28 protein-coding genes are annotated in these 25,321 nt (G+C 63.1%); 25 read left to right on the forward strand and 3 right to left on the reverse strand.

Going from position 1 to position 25,321, the window contains the following annotated elements; all coding sequences use genetic code 11:
* The first annotated feature begins 3 nt into the window (after nt 1-3).
* The 17 genes from rplE (at nt 4) to dsbD (ending at nt 10,589) form a co-directional block, all read left to right on the forward strand.
* A complete protein-coding gene (gene rplE / locus AC56K1_RS14520; RefSeq protein ID WP_497131571.1) occupies nt 4-543 on the forward strand; it encodes a 50S ribosomal protein L5 in 540 nt (179 codons plus the stop codon).
* A gap of 4 nt (nt 544-547) precedes the next feature.
* On the forward strand, nt 548-853 hold the full coding sequence (gene rpsN, locus AC56K1_RS14525) for a 30S ribosomal protein S14 (protein WP_091877215.1): 306 nt from the start codon (nt 548-550) through the stop codon (nt 851-853).
* Between the two features lie 14 nt (nt 854-867).
* Nucleotides 868-1,263, forward strand: a complete 396-nt coding sequence (gene rpsH / locus AC56K1_RS14530) for a 30S ribosomal protein S8 (protein WP_171085175.1) — start codon at nt 868-870, stop codon at nt 1,261-1,263.
* A 9-nt stretch (nt 1,264-1,272) separates the two neighbouring features.
* A complete protein-coding gene (gene rplF / locus AC56K1_RS14535) occupies nt 1,273-1,806 on the forward strand; it encodes a 50S ribosomal protein L6 (RefSeq protein WP_497158523.1) in 534 nt (177 codons plus the stop codon).
* An 11-nt stretch (nt 1,807-1,817) separates the two neighbouring features.
* Nucleotides 1,818-2,180 (forward strand): 50S ribosomal protein L18, encoded by a 363-nt coding sequence (gene rplR, locus AC56K1_RS14540; RefSeq protein WP_171085170.1) that lies wholly within the window; start codon nt 1,818-1,820, stop codon nt 2,178-2,180.
* A gap of 12 nt (nt 2,181-2,192) precedes the next feature.
* Nucleotides 2,193-2,711 carry a 30S ribosomal protein S5 gene (rpsE, locus tag AC56K1_RS14545; RefSeq protein ID WP_036208946.1) on the forward strand — a complete coding sequence of 173 codons (519 nt, stop codon included), beginning with the start codon at nt 2,193-2,195 and terminating at the stop codon, nt 2,709-2,711.
* Between the two features lie 10 nt (nt 2,712-2,721).
* A complete protein-coding gene (gene rpmD, locus AC56K1_RS14550; protein ID WP_020655693.1) occupies nt 2,722-2,901 on the forward strand; it encodes a 50S ribosomal protein L30 in 180 nt (59 codons plus the stop codon).
* A gap of 28 nt (nt 2,902-2,929) precedes the next feature.
* Nucleotides 2,930-3,361, forward strand: coding sequence for a 50S ribosomal protein L15 (rplO, locus tag AC56K1_RS14555; RefSeq protein WP_171085167.1), 432 nt, complete (start codon nt 2,930-2,932; stop codon nt 3,359-3,361).
* Nucleotides 3,362-3,389: 28 nt separating this feature from the next.
* Complete coding sequence (secY, locus tag AC56K1_RS14560; RefSeq protein ID WP_497158524.1) at nt 3,390-4,724, forward strand: preprotein translocase subunit SecY; 1,335 nt, start codon at nt 3,390-3,392, stop codon at nt 4,722-4,724.
* 19 nt (nt 4,725-4,743) lie between these two features.
* Nucleotides 4,744-4,962 carry a translation initiation factor IF-1 gene (infA, locus tag AC56K1_RS14565; protein WP_005663428.1) on the forward strand — a complete coding sequence of 73 codons (219 nt, stop codon included), beginning with the start codon at nt 4,744-4,746 and terminating at the stop codon, nt 4,960-4,962.
* Between the two features lie 35 nt (nt 4,963-4,997).
* On the forward strand, nt 4,998-5,111 hold the full coding sequence (gene rpmJ, locus AC56K1_RS14570) for a 50S ribosomal protein L36 (RefSeq protein ID WP_005663407.1): 114 nt from the start codon (nt 4,998-5,000) through the stop codon (nt 5,109-5,111).
* A gap of 12 nt (nt 5,112-5,123) precedes the next feature.
* On the forward strand, nt 5,124-5,489 hold the full coding sequence (gene rpsM, locus AC56K1_RS14575) for a 30S ribosomal protein S13 (protein ID WP_056337616.1): 366 nt from the start codon (nt 5,124-5,126) through the stop codon (nt 5,487-5,489).
* A 14-nt stretch (nt 5,490-5,503) separates the two neighbouring features.
* On the forward strand, nt 5,504-5,908 hold the full coding sequence (gene rpsK / locus AC56K1_RS14580) for a 30S ribosomal protein S11 (protein WP_005663404.1): 405 nt from the start codon (nt 5,504-5,506) through the stop codon (nt 5,906-5,908).
* A gap of 262 nt (nt 5,909-6,170) precedes the next feature.
* Nucleotides 6,171-6,794: a 30S ribosomal protein S4 gene (gene rpsD, locus AC56K1_RS14585; RefSeq protein WP_497158525.1), complete on the forward strand. Its 624-nt coding sequence runs from the start codon at nt 6,171-6,173 to the stop codon at nt 6,792-6,794.
* Between the two features lie 291 nt (nt 6,795-7,085).
* A complete protein-coding gene (locus AC56K1_RS14590; RefSeq protein ID WP_171085163.1) occupies nt 7,086-8,063 on the forward strand; it encodes a DNA-directed RNA polymerase subunit alpha in 978 nt (325 codons plus the stop codon).
* A 122-nt stretch (nt 8,064-8,185) separates the two neighbouring features.
* Entirely contained in the window at nt 8,186-8,581 is a 396-nt protein-coding gene (gene rplQ, locus AC56K1_RS14595; RefSeq protein ID WP_497158526.1) for a 50S ribosomal protein L17, read from the forward strand.
* Nucleotides 8,582-8,714: 133 nt separating this feature from the next.
* The gene (dsbD, locus tag AC56K1_RS14600) at nt 8,715-10,589 is read left to right on the forward strand and encodes a protein-disulfide reductase DsbD (protein ID WP_497158527.1); all 1,875 of its coding nucleotides are present in this window, start codon (nt 8,715-8,717) and stop codon (nt 10,587-10,589) included.
* 111 nt (nt 10,590-10,700) lie between these two features.
* On the opposite strand, the gene AC56K1_RS14605 is transcribed toward dsbD, so the two are convergent.
* Nucleotides 10,701-11,264 carry a Spy/CpxP family protein refolding chaperone gene (locus AC56K1_RS14605; protein WP_497158528.1) on the reverse strand — a complete coding sequence of 188 codons (564 nt, stop codon included), beginning with the start codon at nt 11,262-11,264 and terminating at the stop codon, nt 10,701-10,703.
* A gap of 203 nt (nt 11,265-11,467) precedes the next feature.
* Here AC56K1_RS14605 and AC56K1_RS14610 point away from each other — a divergent pair, with 203 nt between their 5' ends.
* From AC56K1_RS14610 to AC56K1_RS14630, 5 genes are all read left to right on the forward strand, one after another.
* Nucleotides 11,468-12,196, forward strand: coding sequence for a response regulator (locus tag AC56K1_RS14610; RefSeq protein WP_497131563.1), 729 nt, complete (start codon nt 11,468-11,470; stop codon nt 12,194-12,196).
* On the forward strand, nt 12,193-13,554 hold the full coding sequence (locus AC56K1_RS14615) for an ATP-binding protein (protein ID WP_497158529.1): 1,362 nt from the start codon (nt 12,193-12,195) through the stop codon (nt 13,552-13,554). The genes AC56K1_RS14610 and AC56K1_RS14615 overlap by 4 nt, the downstream gene beginning before the upstream one ends.
* Nucleotides 13,555-13,699: 145 nt before the next feature.
* Complete coding sequence (locus AC56K1_RS14620; RefSeq protein ID WP_497158530.1) at nt 13,700-14,905, forward strand: efflux RND transporter periplasmic adaptor subunit; 1,206 nt, start codon at nt 13,700-13,702, stop codon at nt 14,903-14,905.
* Nucleotides 14,902-18,006: an efflux RND transporter permease subunit gene (locus tag AC56K1_RS14625; RefSeq protein WP_497158531.1), complete on the forward strand. Its 3,105-nt coding sequence runs from the start codon at nt 14,902-14,904 to the stop codon at nt 18,004-18,006. Before AC56K1_RS14620 ends, AC56K1_RS14625 begins: the two co-directional genes overlap by 4 nt.
* 213 nt (nt 18,007-18,219) lie before the next feature.
* Nucleotides 18,220-19,125: a hypothetical protein gene (locus AC56K1_RS14630; protein ID WP_497158532.1), complete on the forward strand. Its 906-nt coding sequence runs from the start codon at nt 18,220-18,222 to the stop codon at nt 19,123-19,125.
* A gap of 90 nt (nt 19,126-19,215) precedes the next feature.
* Here AC56K1_RS14630 and hemB read toward each other — a convergent pair whose 3' ends face one another.
* Both hemB and yihA read right to left on the reverse strand, forming a co-directional pair.
* Nucleotides 19,216-20,229 (reverse strand): porphobilinogen synthase, encoded by a 1,014-nt coding sequence (gene hemB / locus AC56K1_RS14635; protein ID WP_497158533.1) that lies wholly within the window; start codon nt 20,227-20,229, stop codon nt 19,216-19,218.
* Between the two features lie 25 nt (nt 20,230-20,254).
* On the reverse strand, nt 20,255-21,001 hold the full coding sequence (yihA, locus tag AC56K1_RS14640; protein WP_497158534.1) for a ribosome biogenesis GTP-binding protein YihA/YsxC: 747 nt from the start codon (nt 20,999-21,001) through the stop codon (nt 20,255-20,257).
* A gap of 170 nt (nt 21,002-21,171) precedes the next feature.
* On the opposite strand from yihA, the gene AC56K1_RS14645 reads away from it, so the two are divergent.
* The 3 genes from AC56K1_RS14645 (at nt 21,172) to ccsB (ending at nt 25,297) form a co-directional block, all read left to right on the forward strand.
* Nucleotides 21,172-21,834: a c-type cytochrome gene (locus tag AC56K1_RS14645; RefSeq protein WP_497158535.1), complete on the forward strand. Its 663-nt coding sequence runs from the start codon at nt 21,172-21,174 to the stop codon at nt 21,832-21,834.
* A gap of 179 nt (nt 21,835-22,013) precedes the next feature.
* Nucleotides 22,014-24,107, forward strand: a complete 2,094-nt coding sequence (locus tag AC56K1_RS14650; RefSeq protein ID WP_497158536.1) for a cytochrome c biogenesis protein ResB — start codon at nt 22,014-22,016, stop codon at nt 24,105-24,107.
* A 23-nt stretch (nt 24,108-24,130) separates the two neighbouring features.
* Nucleotides 24,131-25,297 (forward strand): c-type cytochrome biogenesis protein CcsB, encoded by a 1,167-nt coding sequence (ccsB, locus tag AC56K1_RS14655; protein WP_497158537.1) that lies wholly within the window; start codon nt 24,131-24,133, stop codon nt 25,295-25,297.
* Nucleotides 25,298-25,321: the final 24 nt, after the last annotated feature.

Raw genomic sequence — 25,321 nt, forward strand, 5'->3', positions numbered from 1 at the left:
TAAATGGCCCGTCTCCAAGATATTTACAAAGAAAAAGTCGTCGCTGAACTGACCGAGAAATTCGGCTACAAGTCTGCGATGGAAGTGCCGCGTCTGACCAAGATCACCCTGAACATGGGTGTCGGTGAAGCGATCGCTGACAAGAAAGTGCTCGAGCACGCAACCGGCGACCTGACCAAGATCGCCGGCCAGAAGCCGGTCACCACCAAGTCGCGCAAGGCAATCGCAGGTTTCAAGATCCGCGAAGGCTATCCGATCGGTACCATGGTGACCCTGCGCGGTAACCGCATGTACGAATTCCTGGATCGCTTCATCACCGTGGCCCTGCCGCGCGTGCGTGACTTCCGTGGTGTGAACGGCAAATCGTTCGACGGTCGTGGCAACTACAACATCGGCGTCAAGGAACAGATCATCTTCCCTGAAATCGACTACGACAAGATCGACGCGCTGCGTGGCATGAACATCTCGATCACGACCACCGCTAAGACCGACGAAGAAGCCAAAGCGCTGCTCGCCGCCTTCAAATTCCCGTTCAGGAACTAAGAGCATGGCAAAACTTGCACTGATTAACCGCGAACAGAAGCGTGCAGACCTGGTGGAGAAATTCGCCGCAAAGCGTGCAGCTCTGAAAGCGATCATCAACGACCAGTCGAAGTCGGAAGAAGAGCAATACGAAGCACGCCTGAAACTGCAGGCACTGCCACGTAACTCGGCGCCGACCCGCCAGCGTAACCGCTGCGCAATCACCGGTCGTCCACGTGGCACTTTCCGTAAATTCGGTCTTGCCCGCACCAAAGTCCGTGAGTTCGCCATGAAAGGCGAAATCCCGGGTATGACCAAAGCCAGCTGGTAATAGGAGAATATGCAATGAGTATGAGCGATCCTATCGCCGATATGCTGACCCGCATTCGCAACGCACAAGTTGTCCAGAAAACCACGGTCGCAATGCCGTCGTCCAAAGTCAAGGTTGCCATTGCCAACGTCCTGAAGGACGAGGGTTACATTGAAGATTTCGCCGTGTCCACCGAAGGTGGCAAGTCGGAACTGAAAATCGGTTTGAAGTATTACACCGGCCGTCCGGTCATCGAGCGCATCGAGCGCGTCTCGCGTCCAGGCCTGCGCGTCTACAAGGGCAAGAACGAGATCCCAACCGTCATGAACGGCCTGGGCGTCGCTATCGTTTCGACCCCGCAAGGCGTCATGACCGACCGCAAAGCACGTGCTACCGGCGTCGGTGGCGAAGTGCTGTGCTACGTGGCTTAAGGAGTAGACATGTCTCGAGTAGCTAAGATGCCAATCGCCGTCCCGGCCGGTACCGATGTCGCGATCAACGCGTCGTCGATCACCGTCAAGGGCCCGCTGGGCACCCTGACCCAGGCCCTGACCGGCCAGGTCAAAGTAGAAAACAAAGACGGCACGCTGACTTTCGCCGTGGTGGACGATTCCCGTGAATCGAACGCCATGTCGGGTACCCTGCGCGCCCTGGTCAACAACATGGTTACCGGCGTCACCAAGGGTTTCGAGCGCAAGCTGAACCTGGTGGGCGTGGGCTACAAGGCGGCAGTGCAGGGCAACGCCCTGAACCTGTCCCTGGGCTTCTCGCACCCGGTGCTGCACGCGATGCCGGAAGGCGTCACTGCAACCACCCCGACCCCGACCGAGATCCTGATCAAGGGTATCGATCGTCAAAAGGTCGGCCAGGTGGCTGCCGAAGTGCGTGCTTACCGCTCGCCTGAGCCTTACAAAGGCAAGGGTGTCCGTTATTCGGACGAAGTGGTGAAGCTTAAAGAAACCAAGAAGAAATAATCGGAGCTGACATGGACAAAAAAGAATCACGTCTGCGTCGCGGACGTCAAACCCGCATCAAGATTGCCCAGCTGGGCGTGAACCGTTTGTCGGTTCACCGCACCAACCTGCACATCTATGCGAACCTGACCAGCCCGGACGCAAAGGTGCTGGTGTCGGCTTCGACGCTGGAAGCTGAAGTGCGCGCTGAACTGGCTGGCAAGACCGGCGTCGGCGGTAACGCTGCCGCTGCTGCCATCGTCGGCAAGCGCGTCGCTGAAAAAGCACTGAAAGCAGGAATCACCGAAGTAGCGTTCGACCGCTCGGGTTTCCGTTACCACGGCCGTGTGAAGGCGCTGGCGGAAGCCGCGCGTGAAGCCGGTCTGAAGTTCTAAGGAAGAATCGTCATGGCAAAAATGCAAGCGAAAATGGCAAGCGACAAGCCGGATGATGGCATGCGCGAGAAAATGATCGCGATCAACCGCGTGACCAAAGTGGTCAAGGGTGGTCGTATCATGGGTTTTGCAGCGCTGACCGTTGTCGGTGACGGCGATGGCCGCATCGGCATGGGCAAAGGCAAGTCGAAGGAAGTTCCAGTCGGCGTGCAAAAAGCGATGGAAGAAGCCCGCCGCAACCTGATCAAGGTGCCCCTCAAGAACGGTACGCTGCACCACACCGTCACCGGTCGTCACGGCGCCTCGCGCGTCATGATGTCGCCAGCCAAGCCTGGTACCGGCGTCATCGCTGGTGGCGCAATGCGCGCTATCTTCGAGGTGATGGGCGTGACCGACGTGGTCGCCAAGTCGACCGGTTCGTCGAACCCGTACAACCTGGTTCGCGCCACGCTCGACGGCCTGTCGAAAATGAGCACTGCTTCCGACATCGCCGCCAAGCGCGGCAAGTCGGTTGAAGACATCCTGGGTTAAGGGGAAGAAAATGGCAAACACTGTCAAAGTTCAGCTCGTCAAGGGCCTGATCGGTACCCGTCAGGATCACCGTGCCACCGTGCGCGGCCTGGGTCTGCGTCGTGTCAACTCGGTCTCCGAGCTGCAGGACACCCCATCCGTGCGTGGCATGATCAACAAAGTCGCGTACCTCGTTAAAGTAGTCTCGTAAGCCTTCGGGCTTACGTACGGAGAAATCAATGGAACTCAATACCATTCAACCAGCTGACGGCGCCAAGCACTACAAGCGCCGCGTCGGTCGCGGTATCGGCTCCGGCCTGGGCAAGACTGCCGGCCGTGGTCACAAGGGTCAGAAATCGCGTTCGGGCGGCTTCCACAAAGTCGGCTTCGAAGGCGGTCAGATGCCTCTGCAGCGTCGTCTGCCGAAGCGTGGCTTCAAGTCGCTGAACGCGACGTTCAAGGCGGAAGTGCGCCTGTCGGACCTGAACAACCTGGCTGTCGGCGATGTCGACATCATGGTGCTCAAGCAAGCAGGCATCCTGCCAGTGCTGGCGCGCGACGTGCGTGTCATCCTGTCGGGCGAGGTCACCAAGGCGGTGAACCTCAAGGGCCTGAAGGTCTCGGCCGGCGCGAAAGCGGCGATCGAAGCAGCTGGCGGTTCGGTCGCTTAATTGCGGCCCTGCCTGATCGGAGCAAAAATTGGCGACTAATTCACAACTTGGTAAAAGCGCTGCTTCCGGATTCCCCTGGGGCCGGCTGTGGTTTTTGCTTGGCGCGTTGGTCGTGTACCGCATCGGTGCTCACATCCCGGTCCCCGGGATTGACCCGGTGCAGCTGGCGGCACTGTTCAAGCAGAATGAAGGCGGCATCCTGGGCATGTTCAACATGTTCTCGGGCGGCGCCTTGTCCCGCTTTACCGTGTTCGCCCTCGGCATCATGCCTTACATTTCGGCTTCGATCATCATGCAGCTCGCATCGATCGTTTCGCCGCAACTCGAGGCGCTGAAGAAAGAGGGCGAATCCGGCCGCCGCAAGATCACCCAGTACACCCGTTACTTCACGGTGGCACTGGCTCTGTTCCAGGCGTTCGGCATCGCGGTCGCGCTCGAGTCGCAGCCTGGCCTCGTGCTCGATCCGGGCATGGGCTTCCGCTTCGTCACGGTGACGACTCTGCTGACCGGCACCATGTTCCTCATGTGGCTGGGCGAGCAGATCACCGAACGTGGTCTTGGCAACGGTATTTCGATCATCATTTTTGCCGGTATCGCAGCAGGTCTGCCTTCGGCCCTGGGTGGCTTGTTCACTCTCGTGTCCAACGGTTCGATCAGCAGCTTCTCCGCGATCATCATCGTGGTCCTGGTGGCAGCGGTAACGTATGCCGTCGTGTTCGTGGAACGCGGGCAGCGCAAGATCCTGGTGAATTACGCAAAACGTCAGGTCGGCAACAAGATCTACGGTGGCCAAACCAGCCACCTGCCCTTGAAGCTGAACATGGCCGGCGTGATCCCACCGATCTTCGCTTCCTCGATCATCCTGTTCCCGGCGACGATCGTCGACTGGTTCACGCGTGGCAAGGATTCCACGAGCCCGTTCATCGGGTTCCTGAAAGACCTCGCTGCGTCGATGGGTCCAGGCGAGCCGATCCACGCGTTGCTGTATGCGGTGGCGATTGTGTTTTTCTGCTTCTTCTATACGGCGCTGGTATTTAACAGCAAGGAAACGGCGGACAACTTGAAGAAGAGCGGCGCGTTTGTCCCAGGCATTCGTCCTGGTGATCAGACCGCACGCTACATCGACAAGATCCTGATGCGCCTGACCCTGGCCGGTGCGGTTTACATCACCCTGGTGTGTTTGGTGCCGGAATTCATGACCTCGCAGTGGAAAGTTCCTTTCTACTTCGGTGGCACGTCCCTCCTGATTGTTGTGGTGGTGACGATGGACTTCATGGCACAAGTACAGAATTACGTCATGTCGCAACAGTACGAATCATTGTTGCGGAAGGCGAACTTCAAGGGCGGTATTCCGTCGCGTTAAGCGGGAAGGCATAGAGCGTATGGCAAAAGACGACGTCATCCAAATGCAAGGGGAGATTCTCGAGAATCTCCCGAACGCAACATTTCGCGTGAAGCTGGAAAATGGGCACGTGGTTCTGGGGCATATCTCGGGTAAAATGCGGATGAATTACATCCGTATTCTCCCGGGCGACAAGGTGACGGTGGAGTTGACCCCGTACGACCTGTCCCGGGCCCGCATTGTGTTCCGCACCAAGTAAAAATCATTAAGTAAACGAACCGAAGAGAGTGCAAAATGAAAGTTAACGCTTCAGTCAAGCGGATCTGCCGCAACTGCAAGATCATCAAGCGCAAGGGCGTGGTCCGTGTGATCTGCGTCGAGCCGCGTCACAAGCAGCGTCAAGGTTAAGAGGAATAACGAATGGCACGTATTGCAGGGGTTAACATCCCAAATCATCAGCACACTGTTATCGGCCTGACGGCGATCTACGGTGTTGGCCGCCCACGCTCGCAGAAGATCTGCGACGCGACTGGTATCGCGACCAACAAGAAGGTCAAGGACCTCGACGATAACGAACTCGAGAAGCTGCGTGACGAAGTCGCGAAGTTTGTCGTGGAAGGCGATCTGCGCCGCGAACTGTCCATGAACATCAAGCGTCTGATGGATCTGGGCTGCTACCGCGGCATGCGTCACCGTAAGGGTCTGCCAGTGCGCGGTCAGCGTACCCGCACCAATGCTCGCACCCGCAAGGGTCCGCGCAAGGCCGCTCAATCGCTCAAGAAATAATCTAGGAACCGACTATGGCCAAGCAACAGAGCAGTGCAGCAGCAGCCCGCGTGCGCAAGAAAGTCAAGAAGAACGTCGCCGAGGGCATCGCCCACGTGCACGCTTCTTTCAACAACACGATCATCACGATCACCGACCGCCAGGGCAACGCCCTGTCGTGGGCAACTTCCGGCGGCGCCGGCTTCAAGGGTTCGCGCAAATCGACCCCGTTCGCAGCTCAGGTCGCTGCCGAAGCTGCTGGCAAGGTCGCTCAGGAATCGGGCGTGAAGAACCTGGAAGTGCGCATCAAGGGCCCAGGCCCAGGCCGTGAATCGGCTGTGCGTGCACTGAACAACCTGGGTATCAAGATCACCGAGATCCAGGACGTTACTCCAGTTCCACACAACGGCTGCCGTCCTCCGAAGCGTCGTCGTATCTAATTGATATTGCGCGCTTGCAGTGAGTGGTCTTCGGGCCGCTGACTGTGGCGAAAAGCCATCATACGGGGCCTTGTGCCCCGTTATGTATTACGAGATCAGCCGGTGCAGAGCCCAGAAATGGGTTATACTGCCCGGCTCTTGTCGCCTGCCGCATCTTGTCGGCGGGTGTTATTAAGCCACGTCCGCTCACCCAGTGGGTCGGACTAGCGCCTGGATGCGAAAGCATCGCTGGGGCGTGATTAATTCATAAAAGGACTCTAACGTGGCACGTTATATCGGACCAAAAGCAAAACTGTCGCGCCGTGAAGGCACTGACCTGTTCCTCAAGAGCGCACGCCGCTCGCTCGACTCGAAGTGCAAACTGGACATCAAGCCAGGCCAGCACGGCGTCAAGTCGGGTGCCCGCACCTCGGACTACGGCAACCAGCTGCGTGAAAAGCAGAAGGTCAAGCGCATGTACGGCATCCTGGAACGCCAGTTCCGCCGCTACTTCGCCGACGCATCGCGCAAAAAAGGCAACACCGGCGAAACGCTGCTGAAGCTGCTGGAATCGCGTCTCGACAACGTCGCTTACCGCATGGGCTTCGGCTCGACCCGCGCTGAAGCGCGCCAGCTGGTGAGCCACAAGGCCTTCACCGTGAACGGCAATGTCGTGAACATCGCTTCGTACCAGGTCAAGACCGGCGACGTGATCGCTGTGCGTGAAAAGGCCAAGAAGCAGGTTCGTATCGCTGAAGCCCTGTCGCTGGCTGAGCAGGTCGGCATGCCGAGCTGGGTTTCGGTCGACAGCAAGAAGATGGAAGGCACCTTCCGTTCGTTCCCAGAACGTAACGAAATCGCTGCTGACGTCAACGAAGCGCTGATCGTCGAACTGTACTCGCGTTAATCGACCGCGCCAGAACCGACCTCGGTCGGTTCTTGGACGGACGTCCCCGCAAAGGCGGGGATCCAATTTTGGTGGCTCAGTCGCAAAAATTGGGTTCCCGCCTGCACGGGAAGGACGTGGTGGTGTGTGGCTGCAGCGACCTCGGGTCGGCGCCGCAACAGGACGAAGCTCTCACCATCCCCGTCGTTCACCACATTCGTCTCACCGCCTGCTCGTCGAGCAGGCGCTTTATTTATTAATGCCATCAGCCTTATCGGTGTAACGAACCGAGGGTATTGAAAAGGACATTTCATGCAAAACAGTCTGTTGAAGCCACGTATCATCGACGTCGAAGCACTCGGCGCCGGCCACGCGAAAGTCGTGATGGAGCCGTTCGAGCGTGGTTATGGCCACACCCTGGGCAACGCGCTGCGCCGCGTGCTGCTGTCGTCGATGACCGGCTACGCGCCGACCGAAGTGACGATCGCCGGTGTCGTGCACGAGTACTCGTCGCTGGACGGTGTGCAGGAAGACGTCGTCGACCTGCTGCTGAACCTGAAGGGTGTCGTCTTCAAGGTCCACAACCGTGACTCCGTGACGCTGACCCTGAAGAAGGAAGGCGAAGGCGCCGTCCTGGCTTCGGACATCGACCTGCCGCATGACGTGGAACTGATCAACCCGGATCACGTGATCGCTCACCTGACCGCTGGTGGCAAGCTGGACATGCAGATCAAGGTCGAAAAAGGCCGCGGCTACGTGCCGGGCAACGTCCGCCGCCTGTCGGAAGACACCAACAAGACCATCGGCCGCATCATCCTGGACGCTTCGTTCTCGCCAGTGCGCCGCGTCTCGTACGCAGTGGAATCGGCACGTGTCGAACAGCGTACCGACCTGGACAAGCTGATCATCAACATCGAGACCAACGGCGTCATCACCCCGGAAGAAGCGATCCGCCAGTCGGCACGCGTCCTGGTGGACCAGCTGAACGTGTTCGCTGCCCTGGAAGGCACCGAAGCCGCCGCCGAAGCGCCATCGCGCGCTCCGCTGGTCGATCCGATCCTGCTGCGTCCGGTCGATGACCTGGAGCTGACGGTTCGTTCGGCAAACTGCCTGAAGGCAGAGAACATCTACTACATCGGCGACCTGATCCAGCGTTCGGAAAACGAACTGCTCAAGACGCCAAACCTGGGCCGCAAGTCGCTCAACGAAATCAAGGAAGTCCTGGCTTCCCGCGGCCTGACCCTGGGCATGAAGCTGGAAAACTGGCCACCTGCAGGTCTGGAAAAGTAATTGCTGCACCTGCCTGGACAATGTCTGTCCGGGCAGTTTTAACCCTTAAGAACCGGTCCGCGGACATGCTTCAGCATGAACGATCGAAGAACTGGCATTGAAAACACTCGAAAGGATTTACCATGCGTCACCGTCACGGCCTTCGCAAGCTGAACCGTACTTCGTCCCACCGCCTGGCAATGCTGCGCAACATGACCGTTTCCCTGCTGCGTCATGAAGCCATCAAAACCACCGTGCCAAAAGCTAAGGAACTGCGCCGCGTTATCGAGCCGATCCTGACCCTGGGCAAGACCGACACCCTGGCAAACAAGCGCCTGGCCTTCGCTCGCCTGCGCGACCGCGAAATGGTCCTGAAGCTGTTCGCTGAACTGGGCCCACGTTACGCCAACCGTAACGGCGGCTACCTGCGCATCCTGAAAATGGGTTTCCGCGTGGGCGACAACGCGCCAATGGCGTATGTCGAACTGATGGACCGTCCGGACGAAACCTCGATGGAAGACGCTCCAACCGCTGAGTAATCGCTTTTCGCGACGACAAAGAGAACCAGGCCTCGGGCCTGGTTTTTTTTCGTCCCTGCGCCTGGCCTTTGCCGCGCAACGATTGCCTGCCCGGTGTACCATGCCGGTGCGCTGTAACAACTCATCCGACACCATGCCCCGATCGCCTCGTATCACCCCGCGCAGCCTGCTGCAAGCCTGCCTGCTGCTGTTCACCGCATTGTTGATGCTCACTGCAGGCGGCGTGCGCGCCGCCGATGACTTCCTCGATCCTGCCATCGCCTTCCGTTTTGACGCCCGCATGCTGGATGCCAGGACGGTCGAGGTGCGCTACCAGATCGCCGACGGCTATTACATGTACCGCGAGCGCTTCGCCTTCCGCGCGACCGGCGCCACGCTCGGCACGCCCGAGATCCCGCCGGGGAAGGTGAAGTACGACGAGACCTTCCAGAAAGATGTCGAAACCTACAAGAGCGCCCTGGTCATCCGCATCCCGGTCGAGGGCAACGGTCCGTTCACCTTGACCGCGACCAGTCAGGGCTGCGCCGACGCCGGGCTGTGCTATCCGCCGCAGGAACATGCGGCCCAGCTGGCGGCCGCGGGCGGCACGCCCGCTCAACCGGCACTGCCGATCGGCGCGAATGCGCCACCGGTATCGAACTCACCCTCGTCGTCGCAAGCTGCGATGGAGACCGCGCCCGCAACGCCGGTCGTTGCACCTGCAGCAGCGCCGCCCACGCGGCAGGTGCAGGCAGCGGCCCCGCAAGCGCCATCGGACATGTCGACCATCGCCGCCGTGCTGGGCGGTGGCAGCCTGCTGGCGATCGTGCCAGCATTCATCCTGCTTGGCCTCGGCCTGGCCTTCACGCCCTGCGTGCTGCCGATGGTGCCGATCCTGTCCTCGATCATCGTGGGGGAGGGCAAGGACGTGGCTCGCTCGCGCGGCTTCATCCTGTCGGTAACGTATTCGCTCGGCATGGCCATCGTCTACACGGCGCTGGGCATCGCAGCGGGGTTGATCGGCGAGGGTCTGGCGGCGGCGCTGCAGAACCCATGGGTACTTGGCGCGTTCGCCCTCCTGATCGTCGCGATGTCGCTGTCGATGTTCGGTTTTTACGAGTTGCAGCTGCCGACGGCGCTGCAAAGCCGGCTCGCTTCCGCCTCCGGCCGCCATTCGGGCGGCAAACTGGCCGGGGTGTTCGCGATGGGCGCGATCTCGGCCCTGATCGTCGGACCCTGCGTGGCGGCCCCGCTGGCTGGCGCCCTGGTCTACATCAGCCAGACGCGCGACGTGCTGGTCGGCGGCGCGGCCCTGTTCGCGATGGCGGTCGGGATGAGCATCCCGCTGCTGCTGGTGGGCGTCTCGGCCGGCTCGCTGCTGCCGCGTGCGGGGGCGTGGATGGAGTCGGTCAAGCGCCTGTTCGGCGTGCTGATGCTGGCGATGGCCCTGTGGCTGGTGTCGCCGGTGCTGCCGCCCGTGCTGCAGATGCTGGGCTGGGCGCTGCTCCTGCTCGGTTACGGCTTCTACCTGCTGCGCAAGCATCGTCATTGGGCGTCGATGGCGGGCGGTACGGCGTTCGCCGTGCTGGGCGCGATGCAGCTGCTGGGCGTGGCGAGCGGCGGGCGCGATGCGCTGGCTCCGCTGGCGCACTTGAAAGGCGGCGCGCACCAGGAGCTGGTATTCAAGCGCGTCAAGACCGTGGCGCAGCTGGAGGAGGCGCTGGCCAATACCGGCGGCAAGACCGCCATGCTCGACTTCTACGCGGACTGGTGCGTGTCCTGCAAGGAGATGGAGAAGCTGACCTTTGTCGATCCGGCGGTGCAGGCCAAGCTGGCCAATACGGTGCTGCTGCAGGTGGACGTGACCGCGAACGATGCGGATGACAAGGCGATGCTCAAGCGGTTTAGTTTGTTCGGGCCGCCGGGGATCATCTTGTTCGACCAGTCGGGCAAGGAGATTCCGGATAGTCGGGTGATCGGGTATCAGGATTCAACGAAGTTTCTGGCTTCCTTGGCCAAGCTGCCGTGAGTTGAACGCGTGGGCAAGCCACGCGGTACACCGCAATAGCAGCCGCCCGTCACGCGGGACCAGCGCAAAAAAAGACGTCACGAGGGCGTCTTTTCACATCGATGGCTTAGCTTAGCCGCGCATCATGCCATGGCCGCCATGATGACGCCCGCCATGGCGCCCCTGCTTCTGCTCATCAAACACCTTGCGCTGTTCCGGCGTGAGCGCGGCGTACAGGCTGTTCAGTGCCGACAGGCGCGCTTCCATGCGGGCGACGCGCTGCTTCTGCATGGCAATGCGGCGTTCGAGGCGTTGCGGCGCGGTAAGGGCGGCGCGCTGCTCTCGGCTCAAGCGCTGCTCCGCACGTTCGCCCTGTTGCGGTGGCGTCATGCTGGCGACAAAAGCCTGCCACACCGGCTGCTGGGCCGGGGTCAGCTTCAGCGCTTCCTGCAGCTTGGCCTGGCGGGCCGCGCGGTGCTCGAGACGCTTGGCCTTGAACTCGGCCATCCTGGCCTGGCGCTGTTCCGGGGTCAGGTTGCGCATCTCGGCACGCTTGGCCTGGCGCTCTTCCTTGGTCATGGCGTGGCCGTGACGGCCGTCCTGCGGCGCCTGGGTCTGCGCCTGCACGCCGATCGACGCGCCGGCGATGCCGAGTGCGGCTAGCACGATCACGATGTTTTTGCCGATGGTCTTCATGTTTATTCCTTGTGTGAGAGTCTGGTAGGTGTGCATCCAGCATCCGGACTGCTCGCTGCACGGTTCCCATCATGGGCTGCAAGTGTAACGCTGGGATTTCCCCTGTCCGGTTGTTTGTATCAATATGTTTCGGCGCTATCGGCATATACAAGCCGATACAAAACGGCTGTCCAAGCTTGTCTTGAATGCGGATAATTGAGGTTATGGATAATCCCTCAACGATCTTGATCGTCGACGACGACCGCGACATCCGCACCCTGCTGGCCGACTACCTCGAGTCGAACGGCTATCGCACCCTGGCTGCCGCCGACGGCACCGGCATGTGGAAGTCGCTCGACGAGGCGCGCCCCGACCTGATCGTGCTCGACCTGAACATGCCGGGCGACGACGGGCTGACCCTGTGCCGCAAGCTGCGCGCCACTTCCAGCCTGCCGGTCATCATGCTCACGGCCCGCAACGAGCCGCTGGACCGCATCCTCGGCCTCGAGATGGGCGCCGACGATTACCTGCCCAAGCCCTTCGAACCGCGCGAGCTGCTGGCGCGCATCCGCAGCGTGCTGCGCCGCTCGCATGCGATGCCGTCGAATGCGCCGTCCGAGAACGTGCAGCAGATGCGCTTTTCGGGCTGGACGCTGGACCTGACCGCGCGCCACCTGCTCAACCCGCAGGGCGTGGTGATCATGCTCTCGGGCGCCGAGTTCCGCCTGCTGCGCGTGTTCCTGGAGCACCCGAACCGCGTGCTCAACCGCGACCAGCTGCTCAACCTCACCCAGGGCCGCGACGCCGACCCCTTCGACCGCTCGATCGACATCCAGATCAGCCGCCTGCGCCAGAAGCTGGGCGAAGACGCGCGCATGCCGCAGATCATCAAGACCGTGCGCAACGGCGGCTATGTGCTGGCCGGCCAGGTGACCGTGGAGCCGCCGGCGTGAAAGCATTCTTCGGTTCGATGACCGGGCGCGTGTTCGTCACCTTGCTCCTCGGCATCCTGATGTCCGCCACGCTCACCCAGCTGGTGGCAGACCTCGAACGCCAGCGCGTGATCGAGCAGCAGCGCGACCAGCACCTGCTGGAACGCGCCGAGCAGCTCGTGATGGCCACCGAGATCGTGCCGACCTCGGCGCGCTCGGTCTACCTGTCGGTGGCCAACCGCCCCGGCTTGCGCCTGGAAGTGGCCGCCCCCCAGCCGCTGACCGAGCCGCCGACCTGGTTCGCGCGCTCGCTGGCGGCGCGCCTGGGCGACGGCTACCGCATCACCTCGACCGGCGTGCGCCCGGCCTCCTGTGACATGCCGCACCTGCAGACCGTGCTGTATGGCCTGATCCGGACCCAGTGGAAGGGCGCCTGCGAGGCGCTCAGCGTGCGCCTGCGCGACGGCGAAGAACTGCGCCTGTCGGTGCTGCCGCCGCGCTCGGCCTTTACCGGCCCCGAAACTGATTACCGCACCGTGATCAGCCTGTTCCTGGTCAGCATCGGCGCGCTCGCCTATGTCGTGGCGCGCATGACCACGCGCCCGCTGAAGGTGCTGGCGCGCGCCGCGCAAGACCTGGGGCAGGACATCAACCGCGCACCGCTGGCACTGACCGGCGCGAGCGAAATCCGCCAGGCCAGCGCCGCCTTCAATGCGATGCAGGCGCGGATCCGCCAGTACATCTTCCAGCGCACCCAGATGCTGGCGGCGATCACGCATGACCTGCAGACGCCGCTGACCCGCATGCGCCTGCGCCTGGAAAAGGTGCCGGACGCGGAACTGCAGAAACGCCTGATCGGCGACCTGTCGGCGATGCAGGACATGGTGCGCGAAGGTTTGGTGCTGGCGCGCAGCATGGACACCACCGAGAACATGCACATGCTCGACCTGGACTCGCTGCTGGAAGCAGTATGCGCCGACGCCGTCGACGCCGGCCAGCAGGTCGAACTGATCGGCAGTGCCGGCATCGCCATGCTGGGCCGCCCGATGGACCTGCGCCGCTGCCTGGGCAACCTGATCGACAACGCGGTGAAGTACGGCCGCGACGTGCGCGTCTGCGTCGAGCGCATGAACGGCGCGGCGCGCGTGCGCATCCGCGACAGCGGCCCGGGCATCCCGGCCGCCGAGATGGGCCGCGTGTTCGACCCGTTCTACCGCGTCGAGACCTCGCGTTCGCGCGAGTCGGGCGGCACCGGCCTGGGCCTGACGATCGCCCGCAACATCGCCGAGCAGCACGGCGGCAGCATCGCGCTGGCCAACCACCCGGAAGGCGGCCTGGAAGTCACACTGGTGCTGCCGGAGTACTACCCGAACAAGTGACCCGAATGCGACACGCAAACGGATGACGGAACGGTCATCCTGAAATACGGGTGTGCGAGAATGCAGCGCCGCGCTCCTGCGCTGCTGCCCGCGCACCGGACCACATCATGAAAGAGCCGCAGGCACTGGCGGCAAAGGGACGAACATGAACAAGAAAAATATCGGCATCATCGCCACGGTCGTGGCCCTGGCCGTGGCCGGCGCCTGGACCATGAACAAGGGCGATAGCGCCCAGGCCGACAATGGCAAGGGGCCGGGCGGCAAGGGTGGGCAGCCGCCGACCACCGTCAACACCGTGTCGCCGCAGCGCCAGGACGTCGGCGTCGAGCTGTCCGCGAACGGCACCGTCACGCCGATGCGCACGGTCGACCTGCATCCGCAGACCACCGCCACCATCCGCCAAGTGCACATCCGCGAAGGCCAGTTCGTCAAGGAAGGGCAGGTGATGTTCTCGCTGGACGACCGCGCCGACCGCGCCAACGTCGCCCGCGCCGAAGCGCAGGTGGCGCAGAACCGCGCGACCCTGGCCGACCTCGAGCGCCAGTACAAGCGCAGCCAGGACCTGGCCGCCCAGAACTTCATCGCCAGGAGCGCCGTCGATTCGCTCAAGAGCCAGGTCGAAGCCGCCCGCGCCGCGATGCAGAGCAATGCTGCCGCCGTGCGCGCCAGCCAGGTCAGCGCCAGCTACACCACCATCCGCGCGCCGATGTCGGGCCGCGTCGGCGCCATCGACATCCACCCGGGCGCGCTGGTACAGCCGACCACCTCGCTCACCAGCGTCACCCAGCTCGACCCGATCGACGTGTCTTTCAACCTGCCCGAGTCTGCGCTCGGCGCGGTGCTGTCGGCACAGCGCGCCGGCAAGGTCGAGGTGCAGGCCAGCACGGGCCAGGATGCCAAACCCGTCACGGGCGAGCTGCGCTTCGTGGACAACGCGGTCGACCCTGCCGCCGGCACCATCCGCGTGAAGGCCCAGTTCCCGAACAGCGCCAGCAGCCTGTGGCCGGGCCAGTACGTCACCACCCGCGTGACGGTCCAGACCATCCGCGATGCGGTCGTGATTCCGCAAAATGCGATCATCACCGGCACTGCCGGCACCTTCGTGTATGTGGTGGGCGAGGGCAACGTCGCGAATCAGGTCAAGGTGGCGCGCCTGCACGGTTTTGGCGAGTATGCTGCCGTGACCGGCCTGACCGGCACCGAGAAGGTCATCACCGAAGGCAAGCAGAACCTGCGTCCGGGCGGCAAGGTCCGTCCGGCCGGTGCGCCTGGCGCCAAGCCTGGCCAGTCCGGTCTACCGGCCGCGACCGCCGGCGCGGCACCGGGCCAAAAGAAGGGTGACAAGGCATGAACCTTTCCGAACTGTGTATCCGCCGTCCGGTGATGGTGGTGCTGCTGTCGCTGGCCCTGATCCTGGTCGGCGTGCTGGCCTACATGCACATTCCGGTCGCGGCGCTGCCGAGCTATAACACACCGGTCATCAACGTCAACGCCAACCTGGCCGGTGGCAGCCCCGAAACGATGGCCTCCTCGGTCGCGCTGCCGCTGGAAAAGCAGTTCGCGACCATCGCCGGCATCAAGCTCATCACCTCCACCAGCACCCAGGGCAACACCTCGCTGACGCTCGAGTTCGATGAATCGATCGACGTCAACCAGGCCGCCGTGGACGTCCAGGCCGCGCTGCTGCAGGCCCAGCGCCAGCTGCCGCAGGAAATGACCGACCTGCCGTCCTACCGCAAGATCAATCCGGCCGACGCCCCGGTGCTGTTCATGCACATGACCTCGCCGTCGATGGACTTGTCCGAGCTGAACGACTACGCGGAAAACCTGGTGTCCCCGGCCATCTCGACCCTGCCGGGCGTGGCCCAGGTGACGGTCAACGGCGGCAAGCGCTTTGCCGTGCGGGTCCGTGCCAAGCACGACCTCATGAACGCGCGCAATATCTCGATGTCCGAGCTGGCCACGGTCCTGCGCTCGGCCAATTCGATCACCCCGCTCGGCATCCTGGACGGCCCGAGCCAGAGCCTGACCATCCAGGGCGGCGGCCAGCTCATGCGCGCCGCCGACTTCGCCGGCCTGATCGTCGCCACCCGCGACGGCTTGCCGGTACGCCTGCGCGACATCGCCGAAGTCCAGGACAGCTACCAGTCGGTCAAGGCCACCGGCAGCCTCAATGGCGAGCGCTCGATCGTGCTGATGGTCCAGCGCCAGCCCAATGCCAATACCGTGCAGGTGGTCGACGCAGTGCGCAACCTGATGCCGCGCTTCGAGACCCAGCTGCCGCAGTCGATCAAGATCCACCTCGTCAACGACCGTTCGGTGTCGATCCGCGAAGCGATCCACGATGTCAACCTGACCCTCGCGGGCACCGTGATCCTGGTGATCCTGGTGATCTTCCTGTTCCTGCACCGCCTGACCGCCACCTTCATCCCGGCCATTACCGTGCCGATTTCGCTGCTGGGCGCGCTGTCGCTGCTGTATGCCTTCGGCTACAGCCTGGACAACATCTCCCTGCTCGGCATCACGCTGGCCGTCGGCCTGGTGGTCGACGATGCGATCGTGGTGCTGGAGAACATCGTACGCCACATGGAGATGGGCAAGAAGCCGATGCAGGCCGCCCTCATCGGCTCGCGCGAGATGGGCTTCACCATTATCTCGATCTCGATCTCGCTGGTGGCGGTGTTCATCCCGATCTTCTTCATGCCGGGCGTAATCGGCCTGCTGTTCCGCGAGTTCGCCGTGATCGTCGGCCTGGCGGTGCTGGTCTCGGCCATCGTGTCGCTGACCCTGGTGCCGATGCTGTGCTCACGCCTGATCAAGCACGGCGGCCACGTCGACCCGAAGGACATGTCCTGGATCGGCCGCCGCTTCGAGGCGATGTTCACCAACGTGCGCGACGGCTACGGCCGTACCCTCGACATCGCGCTGCGCCATCGGTTCATCGTGCTGATGCTGGCCGCCGGCACCCTGGTGCTCACCGTGGTGCTGTACATGACCATGCCAAAGGGCTTCTTCCCTGAAGAAGACATCGGCCAGATCCGCGTCACGGTCGAAGCGGCCGAAGACACCTCGTCGCTGGCCCTGATGAACCTGCAGGCCAAGGTAGTGGACATCGTGCGCGCCAATCCCCACGTGCAGGACGTGACGTCGTTCAGCGGCGGCGGCAACACCGGCCGCATGTTCCTGGTGCTGAAACCCCGCAGCGGGCGCCCGGCGATGCCGCTCGTTGTCGAAGAGCTGCGCAAGGCCACGCGCCAGGTTGCCGGCGTGCAGGTGTTCCTGTCGCCGGTGCAGAACCTGCAGCTGGGCGGGCGCCAGTCCAAGAGCCGTTACCAGTACACGCTGCAGAGCGTGTCGGGCGGCGAGGTGGGCGGCTGGGCGGAGCAGTTCCTGGAGCGCATGCGCAGCGACCAGCGCTTCCGCGACGTCACCAGCGATTCGCAGAACAAGGCGCTGCAGGCCACCATTGACATCGACCGCGACAAGGCCGCGCTGCTGGGCGTCGAGATGGCCGACGTGCGCACCGTGCTGTACGCCTCGTTCGGCGAGCGCCAGGTCTCGACCATCTACTCGACCGCGGCGAGCTATTACGTGATCCTGGAAGCGGCCGCCGCCGACCGCTACTACGACGAAGCCCTGTCGCGGGTCTCGGTGCGCTCCAAGAACGGCGAGCTGGTCAAGCTGTCGAGCTTTACCAACGTGCGCCGCACGGTCGGCCCGCTGGCGGTCAATCACCAGGGCCAGCTGCAGGCGATCACCTTGTCCTTCAACCTGGCGCCCGAGGTGCCGTTGGGCGCCGCCACGGCCGCCATCGAACAGATGGGCCGCGACATGAAACTGCCGGCCTCGGTGATCACCAACTACGGCGGCGATGCGGCGGTGTTCAAGGACACCCAGTCGAGCCAGCTGATCCTGATCATCGCCGCGATCGGCGTGATCTACGTGCTGCTGGGCGTGCTCTACGAGAGCTACATCCACCCGCTGACCATCCTGGCCGGCCTGCCGTCGGCGGCGGTGGGGGCGCTGCTGACGCTGTGGATCTTCGACATGGACCTGACCCTGATCGCGATGATCGGCATCCTGATGCTGATCGGTATCGTGAAGAAGAACGCGATCATGATGATCGACTTCGCGCTCGACGCCCAGCGCAACGGGGGGCTCAAGCCGCATGAGGCGATCCGCGAAGCCTGCATCCTGCGCTTCCGCCCGATTCTCATGACCACGCTGGCGGCGATGATGGGCGCGCTGCCGATCGCATTGGGCATCGGCGCCGGCGCCGAGCTGCGCCAGCCGCTGGGCCTGGCGGTGGTGGGCGGCCTGATCTTCTCGCAGGTCATCACGCTGTACATCACCCCGGTGATCTACCTCTACCTCGACAAGTACAGCGGCACCGGCCCGATGACGGACAGGCAATTGACCAAGCTGGAAGCGGCGCACGACGCTGCACACTGAGGGGAAACTTAAAAACGACCGGCAGGGCAGCTCCCCCTGCCGGTTCAGGTCTTCCTGAAACATCTTGTAACATCCGTCAACCCCGGGCCGGGTTAAGCTGTTCAGCACTACGGGACCCTTGGGGTGCGCGAGCGCCGCAAAACGGTTAGACTGCGCCTCTCGTGCCGCTCTCATTCGCCTTTTACAGACGCCGTCCCAGGAAACCGTTCGACCTTGCGTGACCATTCCCACATCTACGAAGAGCACAGCGACGTGTGCGCCCACTGCGGCCAGGCGCTGCCCGGGCGCACCGTGCTCACGTACGGCCGCCAGGGTCCGAACCGCCCGGCGCTGGCCGCCGCGATCCTGCTGCACCTGCTGCTGGTGGCGGTGTGGCTGTTCCAGCCCGAGCAGGACGAGAGGCAGGCCAAGCCGGCGTCCGGCAACGAGGGCGAGGTAGTGTATGTTGCCCCGCTGAAACAGCCGGCCAAGCCGGCGCCGCGCGAGCAGGCGCCGAAAGTCGTGCCGAAGGTCAAGCCGGCGCCGAAGCCGCGCCAGGAGCGCATCGAGATCGCGCGCCTGCCCGACACCATCACCACGCCGCCCGAGGAACCCGTCGAGCAGCCCAAGCCACAACCGAAGTTCGATGCCGAGCAGCCGGTGGACATGCAGGCCTTCATGGAAGCGCGCCGGCGCCAGCGCGGCGCCCCGACCGGCAGCGACCAGCCGGCCGAGGAAAGCGAAGCCGCGCGCGGCACGCGCAATGCGCTGGCCAACATCGCCGCCATCAACGGCCGCGGCCGCGAAGACCGCAACGAGAGCGGCGGCGTGTTCTCCGTCACGAACAAGACCTTCCACAGCATGGACCTGAAGTTCCGCGGCTGGAACCCCAACTTCAAGCGCCGCTGGCTGACGCAGGTGACGGTGGAGCAGGGGAGCGACCCGGATATCGAGATCGCCGTGGTCCGGAAGATGATCGAGTTGATCCGCAAGGAAAAGACCGGCGACTTCGAGTGGGATTCGCACCGCCTCGGGCGCATCGTCAAGCTGAGCGCGCGGCCGCAGGATACGGATCAGCTGATGACGTTCTTGTTCAAGGAGATGTTCCCTGAATATAAGCCGCCGGAGCAGTGGCGATAGTCGGCGCTGTTCAACGAAATTGCACGCAAACCGCTAGCGCAAAAAGTAACGGTGCCATCGGCACCGTTTTTCACTGTACAAGCAAGCCTGTCAAGCCCTTGCCTTCAACAACCGCGCAATCTCCAGCGCAAAATAGGTCAGCACCCCATCCGCACCGGCGCGCTTGAACGCCATCATTGATTCCATCATGACCTTGTCGTGGTCCAGCCAGCCGTTCTGCGCGGCTGCCTTGATCATCGCGTACTCGCCGCTGACCTGGTAGGCAAAGGTCGGCACCTTGAACTCGTCCTTCACGCGGCGCACCACGTCCAGGTAGGGCATGCCGGGCTTGACCATGACCATGTCGGCGCCTTCGGCGAGGTCGAGCGCCACTTCGCGCAGGGCTTCGTCGCTGTTGGCCGGGTCCATCTGGTAGGTGTTCTTGTCGGCCTTGCCCAGGTTGGCGGCCGAACCGACTGCATCGCGGAAGGGCCCGTAAAAGCTTGATGCATACTTGGCCGAATAGGCCATGATGCGGGTATGGATGTGGCCGTTCTCCTCCAGGGCGCCGCGAATTGCTCCGATCCTGCCGTCCATCATGTCCGACGGCGCCACCATGTCCACGCCGGCTTCGGCCTGGGCCAGCGACTGGCGGATCAGCATCTCGATGGTCTTTTCGTTGACGATGTAGCCGTTCTCGTCCGGCAGGCCGTCCTGGCCGTGGGTCGTGTACGGGTCCAGCGCAACGTCGGTCATGAGGCCGAGTTCCGGGAAGCGGCGCTTGAGCTCGCGTACGGCGCGCGGCACCAGGCCGTCCGGATTGGTCGCCTCGATGCCGTCATAGGTCTTGAGCGAGGCATCCACCACCGGGAACAGGGCCATCACCGGGATCCCCAGCGCCACGCATTCCTCCGCCACTTTCAGCAGCAGGTCGACCGAGACCCGCTCGACACCCGGCATCGATGCCACTTGCTGGCGCTGGTTCTCGCCCTCGAGCATGAACACCGGATAGATCAGGTCCGAAGCCGTGACGACGTTTTCGCGCATCAAGGCGCGCGAGAACGGGTCACGGCGCATGCGGCGCATGCGGGCTGCAGGGTAGGTGGCGGGGATGATGATGGTCATGGTCGATTTAGCTGTCGCTCTACAATTATTCCGAATCCGAATCTTCGTCCGTCGACGGGGCGGCGCCGTCCTGGGCTTCGTCCTCGCCCTCGTCTGCGACTTCCTCGTCGCGGTCGAGCCCGATCAGTTCCTGGATCTTGGCGTCGGCTTCTTCGATGCCGATGCGCTTGAGCGCCGAGAACAGTTGCACCGTGAACGGGAAGCCCTGGCCTTCTTCATCGACATAGCTGTCGAGGATCTGGCGCGACTGGCGCAGGATGTTCGCCTTTTCGTTCTGGTTGAGCTTGTCGGCCTTGGTCAGGATGCAGTGGATCGGCTTGCCGGTCGGGGCGAACCATTCGAGCATCTGCGTGTCGAGATCGGTGAACGGACGGCGCGAATCCATGATCAGCACCAGCGCGGCCAATTGCTCGCGGCGCTGGACGTAGTCGCCCAGCAGCTTCTGCCAGTGCAGCTTGGCCGTGCCCGACACTTCCGCATAGCCATAGCCGGGAAGGTCGACCAGCAGGGCGCGGATCTCGTCGACAATGGTCGGGTCCTTGCGGTGCTGGCCCACATGGGCGCCGCCGATCGAGAAATAATTGATGTGCTGGGTGCGGCCCGGCGTCTTCGACGCGAAGGCCAGGCCCTTTTGATTGGTGAGAATATTGATCGCCGTGGATTTGCCCGCGTTCGAGCGCCCGGCGAAGGCAATCTCCGGCACCTGGGTGTCGGGCAGATCGCGCAGCTGATTAACGGTCGTGAAGAACCGGGCTTGCCATAGTTTGGACATGCGATTTATGCGTGGGGAAAGGTTTAAGTGACAACTGAATGGCGATGAGGAAACAAAGCTATTGTACAATAAGGGGTTAATCCCTGCTCCGCCGGGGGGTATCGGCAAGACTGCTGCACTGTTTCACTGTAAATTCCAAAATCTGCTTTTGACTTTTTCAGGGTGCTTGAATGAATCGTTTGACGTTTCCGCTTTTGAAGTACTTGTTGGTTGCAACCCTGGCCGTGTGCGGCAGTGCTTCCGCCGCCGATGTGCCCCACGTCGCCAACAAGGCCGATCCGGCCAAGGGCGGTACCCTCTATGATTCGGGCGATGCCGCACGCGGCCTGCCGGCCTGCATGTCCTGCCATGGCGCCGCCGGCAACTCGACGATCGTCGCCAACCCGAAGCTGTCGAACCAGATCGAAGCCTATACCTACAAGCAGCTGGTCGACTTCACCACCCCGCAACGCCAGCAGCCGGTCATGACGACCTATGCCAAGATGCTGACCGACGAAGAAAAGCGCCATATCGCAGCTTACCTCGCCGTGCAGAAGGCCAAGCCGGGCGCCGCCAAGAACAAGGAAACCGTGGAACTGGGTCGCAAGATCTACCGCGGCGGCATCGCCGAGAAGGGCGTCGCTGCCTGCGCCAGCTGCCACGGCGCCACCGCCGGCGGCATCCCGGCCCAGTACCCGCGCCTGTCGGGACAGCACCAGGACTACACCTATGCCCAGCTCGACGCATTCAAGAACGGCACCCGCAAGAACAGCGTGCAGATGACCACGCTGGCGCAGCGCATGTCGCCGGAAGAAATGAAGGCGGTATCGGACTATATCTCGGGCCTCAAATAAGCGCGATTCCGTAGGGTGGGCGGCTTCGCCGCCCGCGCGGTCAACTCTCGCAGGCACTGTCGCGACGTATTTTCCCCTAACTACCACCGCGTGGGCGTGATACAGGCCACTGGCCTGTATCACGCCCACCCTACGTGTTGTATGCTCTGGCGGTTACGCACGCTGTAGAGAAGTGAAACATGAGCACCACCGGAATTGAACTGAACACCCGCCGCCGCGGCTTTGCCGAAGCGGTCGAGCTGGTGTCGTCGATGCGCTTCGCCATCAGCCTGCTCACGATCGTCGCGATCGCCTCGATCATCGGCACCGTGCTCAAGCAGAACGAGCCGATGCCGAACTACGTCAACCAGCTCGGGCCGTTCTGGTTCGAGGTCTTCGACAAGCTCGGCCTGTACAGCGTGTATTCGAGCTGGTGGTTCCTGCTGATCCTGGTCACCCTGATCCTCTCGACCGGCCTGTGCGTCGTGCGCAACGGACCGAAGATGATGCGCGACATGCGCAGCTGGCGCGAGAACGTGCGCGAAGATTCGCTGCGCAATTTCCACCACAAGATGGAATGGACCGCGCCTTTGAAACGCGCCGCGCTGGCCGACCAGACCGCCGAACGCCTGCGCCATGCCGGCTATGCGGTCAAGCAGGTAGCGAAGGACGGCGGCACCCTGGTGGCGGCCAAGAAGGGCGCCGGCAACAAGTTCGGCTATATCTTCGCGCACTCCGCGATCATCGTCATCCTGCTGGGCGGCATGCTGGACTCGGAATTGCCGGTCAAGTTCCAGCAATGGTTCCTGGGTAAGACGCCCTTCAACGGCACCGGCGTGATCGCCGACATCCCGGCCCAGCACCGCCTCAGCACGTCCAACCCTACCTTCCGCGGCAATACCCTGATCGCCGAAGGACAGGCAAGCAATAGCGCACTGCTGCCCCAGGCGTCCGGCGTGCTGGTGCAGGAGCTGCCGTTCACCATCCAGCTGAAGAAATTCGTCGTCGATTTCTACTCGACCGGCATGCCCAAGCTGTTCGCCAGCGAAGTGGTGGTGCACGACCATGAGACCGGCAAGACCTTCCCGGCCACGATCAAGGTCAACCAGCCGCTGATCTACAAGGGCATCGCCGTCTACCAGTCGAGCTTCGACGATGGCGGCAGCAAGCTCAAGCTCACCGGCTTCCCGATGGCCGGCAACAAGGCGGATGCCTTCCAGATCGCCGGCGCGGTGGGGTCAAGCACCGAGCTGGTGCAAAACGGCGAAACGTATTCGGTCGAATGGTCGGGCTTCCGCCCCTTCAATGTCGAGAACATCGCCGCCGGCCAGGACGCGCGGGCCGTGGCGAAGAATACCTCGTTCAACGAGCAGCTGACGGCGACCCTGGGCAAGGCCTCCGGCTCGGCCGCAAAAAATGCAGACAACAAGGATTTGAAGAACGTCGGCCCAAGCGTGCAGTACAAGCTGCGCGACAAGACCGGCCAGGCGCGCGAATTCATGAATTACATGCAGCCGGTGACGATCGACGGCGCCCAGCTCTACCTGGCCGGCGTGCGCGCCAGCCCGGCGGAGCCGTTCAGCTACCTGCGCATCCCGGCGGACGACCAGTACAGCGTGCGCACCTGGATGCGGCTGCGCGCGGCGCTGGCCGACCCGGCGCTGCGCGCGGTGGCGGCAAAACGCTATGCCGAGCGCGCGCTGGCGCCGGAGCAGCGTGGCGAGGGCGGCCTGGGCCGCCAGCTGGAAGAATCGGCAGCCCGCACGCTGGCGATCTTCTCCGGCGCGGACGGGCGCGGCGGCTTCGCCGGCGTGTCGCAATTCCTGGAAAAAATCCCGGCGGCCGAGCAGGAAAAGGCCGCGAATATCTTCATGAAGATGCTCAACGGCACCCTGTGGGAGCTGTGGCAGGCAGCCCAGCAGCATGCCGGCGAGCCGCCGGTCGAACCGACCGAAGCCCACGGCCGCTACCTGCAGCTGGCTACCAATGCACTGTCCGACAGCGTGTTCTATGGCGCGCCGGTCTACCTGCAGCTGGACGAATTCGTCGAGGTCAAGGCCTCGGTGCTGCAGCTGACCCGCTCGCCGGGCAAGCCGATCGTCTATTTCGGTTGCCTCTTGCTGGTAGCCGGCGTGTTCGCAATGTTCTATATTCGTGAACGGCGCTTGTGGGTGTGGGTGCGCGAAAGCGAAGGGGGCGCCCACGCGCTGATGGCCATGAGCACGCAGCGCAAGACACTCGACTTTGAACGCGAATTCGAGGACCTGAAGGAAAAACTGCCGCAGTCGGCGTAAAGCCGCGGCATCTGGAGAAAATGATGGAATTGTCCCAAACCCAGGCGGGCCAGCCGAAGACTTATACCCGGGAGGCCGGCTTCTTCAAGCGCTTGACCGCCATCGACTGGCTGTATGGCGCCGGCCTGCTGGCGGCCGCGCTGTTCGCGCTGAGCCGCTACGGCCATTTCATGGACGGCTATGAGCAGGCGATCCTGGTGCTGAGCGCGCCGACCTTCACGCTGCTGGGCTGGCACTGGAAGCCCATGCGCTGGCTGATGCCGCTGGTGGCGCTGCTGTCGCTCTGGGCCATTTCCATCTATGGCGGCGCGATCGACGCCGCCAACACCAAATTCGTCCTGAAATACATGCTGTCGAGCCAGTCCGCGATCCTGTGGATGAGCGCGCTGTTCGTGTTCTCGACCGTGTTCTACTGGCTGGGCCTGGCGAGCCGCTCGGAATTCGGCGGCGCCATCGGCAGCAAGCTGTGCTGGGCCGCCGTGGTGCTGGGCGCGACCGGCATGATGGTGCGCTGGTACGAGTCCTACCTGATGGGCGCCGACGTCGGCCACATCCCGGTATCGAATTTGTACGAAGTGTTCATCCTGTTCTCGCTCATCACCGCGCTGTTCTACCTGTACTACGAGCAGCGCTACGCGACCCGCCAGCTCGGCGCCTTCGTGCTCTTGATCATCGCGGCGGCCGTAGGCTTCCTGCTGTGGTACACGGTGGCGCGCGACGCCGCGCAGATCCAGCCGCTGGTGCCGGCGCTGCAGAGCTGGTGGATGAAGATCCACGTGCCGGCCAATTTCATCGGCTACGGCACCTTCGCGCTGGCCGCGATGGTCGGCACCGCCTACCTGCTGAAATCCCACGGTATCCTGGCCGACCGCCTGCCGGCACTCGAGGTGCTGGACGACGTCATGTACAAGTCGATCTCGGTCGGCTTCGCCTTCTTCACCGTCGCCACCATCCTGGGCGCGCTGTGGGCCGCCGAAGCCTGGGGCGGCTACTGGTCCTGGGACCCGAAGGAAACCTGGGCCCTGATCGTCTGGCTCAACTACGCGGCCTGGCTGCACATGCGCCTCATGTCCGGCCTGCGCGGCCGCGTGGCGGCCTGGTGGTCGGTGGTGGGCCTGCTCGTGACCACCTTCGCCTTCCTCGGCGTGAACATGTTCCTGTCGGGCCTGCATTCCTACGGCGAACTGTGATTGTCCAAGGCGCGCCCATTTCTA

Source organism: Telluria sp. ZB4P37, assembly GCF_059685855.1.

Coding starts and splice junctions, on each gene's coding strand:
- rplE (WP_497131571.1), top strand. CDS start 4: ATGGCCCGTCTCCAAGATATTTACAAAGAAAAAGTCGTCGCTGAACTG.
- rpsN (WP_091877215.1), top strand. CDS start 548: ATGGCAAAACTTGCACTGATTAACCGCGAACAGAAGCGTGCAGACCTG.
- rpsH (WP_171085175.1), top strand. CDS start 868: ATGAGTATGAGCGATCCTATCGCCGATATGCTGACCCGCATTCGCAAC.
- rplF (WP_497158523.1), top strand. CDS start 1,273: ATGTCTCGAGTAGCTAAGATGCCAATCGCCGTCCCGGCCGGTACCGAT.
- rplR (WP_171085170.1), top strand. CDS start 1,818: ATGGACAAAAAAGAATCACGTCTGCGTCGCGGACGTCAAACCCGCATC.
- rpsE (WP_036208946.1), top strand. CDS start 2,193: ATGGCAAAAATGCAAGCGAAAATGGCAAGCGACAAGCCGGATGATGGC.
- rpmD (WP_020655693.1), top strand. CDS start 2,722: ATGGCAAACACTGTCAAAGTTCAGCTCGTCAAGGGCCTGATCGGTACC.
- rplO (WP_171085167.1), top strand. CDS start 2,930: ATGGAACTCAATACCATTCAACCAGCTGACGGCGCCAAGCACTACAAG.
- infA (WP_005663428.1), top strand. CDS start 4,744: ATGGCAAAAGACGACGTCATCCAAATGCAAGGGGAGATTCTCGAGAAT.
- rpmJ (WP_005663407.1), top strand. CDS start 4,998: ATGAAAGTTAACGCTTCAGTCAAGCGGATCTGCCGCAACTGCAAGATC.
- rpsM (WP_056337616.1), top strand. CDS start 5,124: ATGGCACGTATTGCAGGGGTTAACATCCCAAATCATCAGCACACTGTT.
- rpsK (WP_005663404.1), top strand. CDS start 5,504: ATGGCCAAGCAACAGAGCAGTGCAGCAGCAGCCCGCGTGCGCAAGAAA.
- AC56K1_RS14590 (WP_171085163.1), top strand. CDS start 7,086: ATGCAAAACAGTCTGTTGAAGCCACGTATCATCGACGTCGAAGCACTC.
- rplQ (WP_497158526.1), top strand. CDS start 8,186: ATGCGTCACCGTCACGGCCTTCGCAAGCTGAACCGTACTTCGTCCCAC.
- dsbD (WP_497158527.1), top strand. CDS start 8,715: ATGCCCCGATCGCCTCGTATCACCCCGCGCAGCCTGCTGCAAGCCTGC.
- AC56K1_RS14605 (WP_497158528.1), bottom strand. CDS start 11,264: ATGAAGACCATCGGCAAAAACATCGTGATCGTGCTAGCCGCACTCGGC.
- AC56K1_RS14610 (WP_497131563.1), top strand. CDS start 11,468: ATGGATAATCCCTCAACGATCTTGATCGTCGACGACGACCGCGACATC.
- AC56K1_RS14620 (WP_497158530.1), top strand. CDS start 13,700: ATGAACAAGAAAAATATCGGCATCATCGCCACGGTCGTGGCCCTGGCC.
- AC56K1_RS14625 (WP_497158531.1), top strand. CDS start 14,902: ATGAACCTTTCCGAACTGTGTATCCGCCGTCCGGTGATGGTGGTGCTG.
- hemB (WP_497158533.1), bottom strand. CDS start 20,229: ATGACCATCATCATCCCCGCCACCTACCCTGCAGCCCGCATGCGCCGC.
- yihA (WP_497158534.1), bottom strand. CDS start 21,001: ATGTCCAAACTATGGCAAGCCCGGTTCTTCACGACCGTTAATCAGCTG.
- AC56K1_RS14645 (WP_497158535.1), top strand. CDS start 21,172: ATGAATCGTTTGACGTTTCCGCTTTTGAAGTACTTGTTGGTTGCAACC.
- AC56K1_RS14650 (WP_497158536.1), top strand. CDS start 22,014: ATGAGCACCACCGGAATTGAACTGAACACCCGCCGCCGCGGCTTTGCC.
- ccsB (WP_497158537.1), top strand. CDS start 24,131: ATGGAATTGTCCCAAACCCAGGCGGGCCAGCCGAAGACTTATACCCGG.